Source organism: Psychrobacter sp. TB20-MNA-CIBAN-0197 (genome assembly GCF_040309765.1).
In the GTDB taxonomy this organism is placed as follows: Bacteria; Pseudomonadota; Gammaproteobacteria; order Pseudomonadales; family Moraxellaceae; genus Psychrobacter; species Psychrobacter submarinus.
In genome coordinates this window covers 1-266 of the sequence record NZ_JBEOPC010000715.1, presented here as the reverse complement: position 1 = coordinate 266, position 266 = coordinate 1, and the positions used below count along the sequence as shown (strand labels likewise).

Annotated in this window: 1 protein-coding gene; it reads left to right on the top strand. The window is 53.8% G+C overall.

Annotation, left to right across the window (positions count from 1 at the left end; all coding sequences use genetic code 11):
• Positions 1 to 85: 85 nt before the first annotated feature.
• A partial coding sequence (locus tag AAEY83_RS15680) for a hypothetical protein (protein WP_351060418.1) occupies positions 86 to 266 on the top strand: 181 nt, incomplete at its 3' end.

The following is a 266-nucleotide window of genomic DNA, read 5'->3' as shown; positions in this document are numbered from 1 at the left end:
CAATAGAACCCGCCCCCAAGGCGCACAAGCCGGCGGATTCTGGCGCAGCTGTAGGCAAAGGCGCAAGGATGTGTAGCCTAGGAGCGTGACTGGAGATGTCTTTTTAAACATTTGTGTTTATGAGGCGCAATTGCGCCAAGGTGGGCGGACAGATGCGTCCCGTATCGGACTGTTGAGCTTATTTTTACGCATGCAAACGGCTGCTTTCGGCCATAAGCAGACTCTCAGCAGTGCTTGTTTTGGCCAGATGCGGATGCATTCAACCC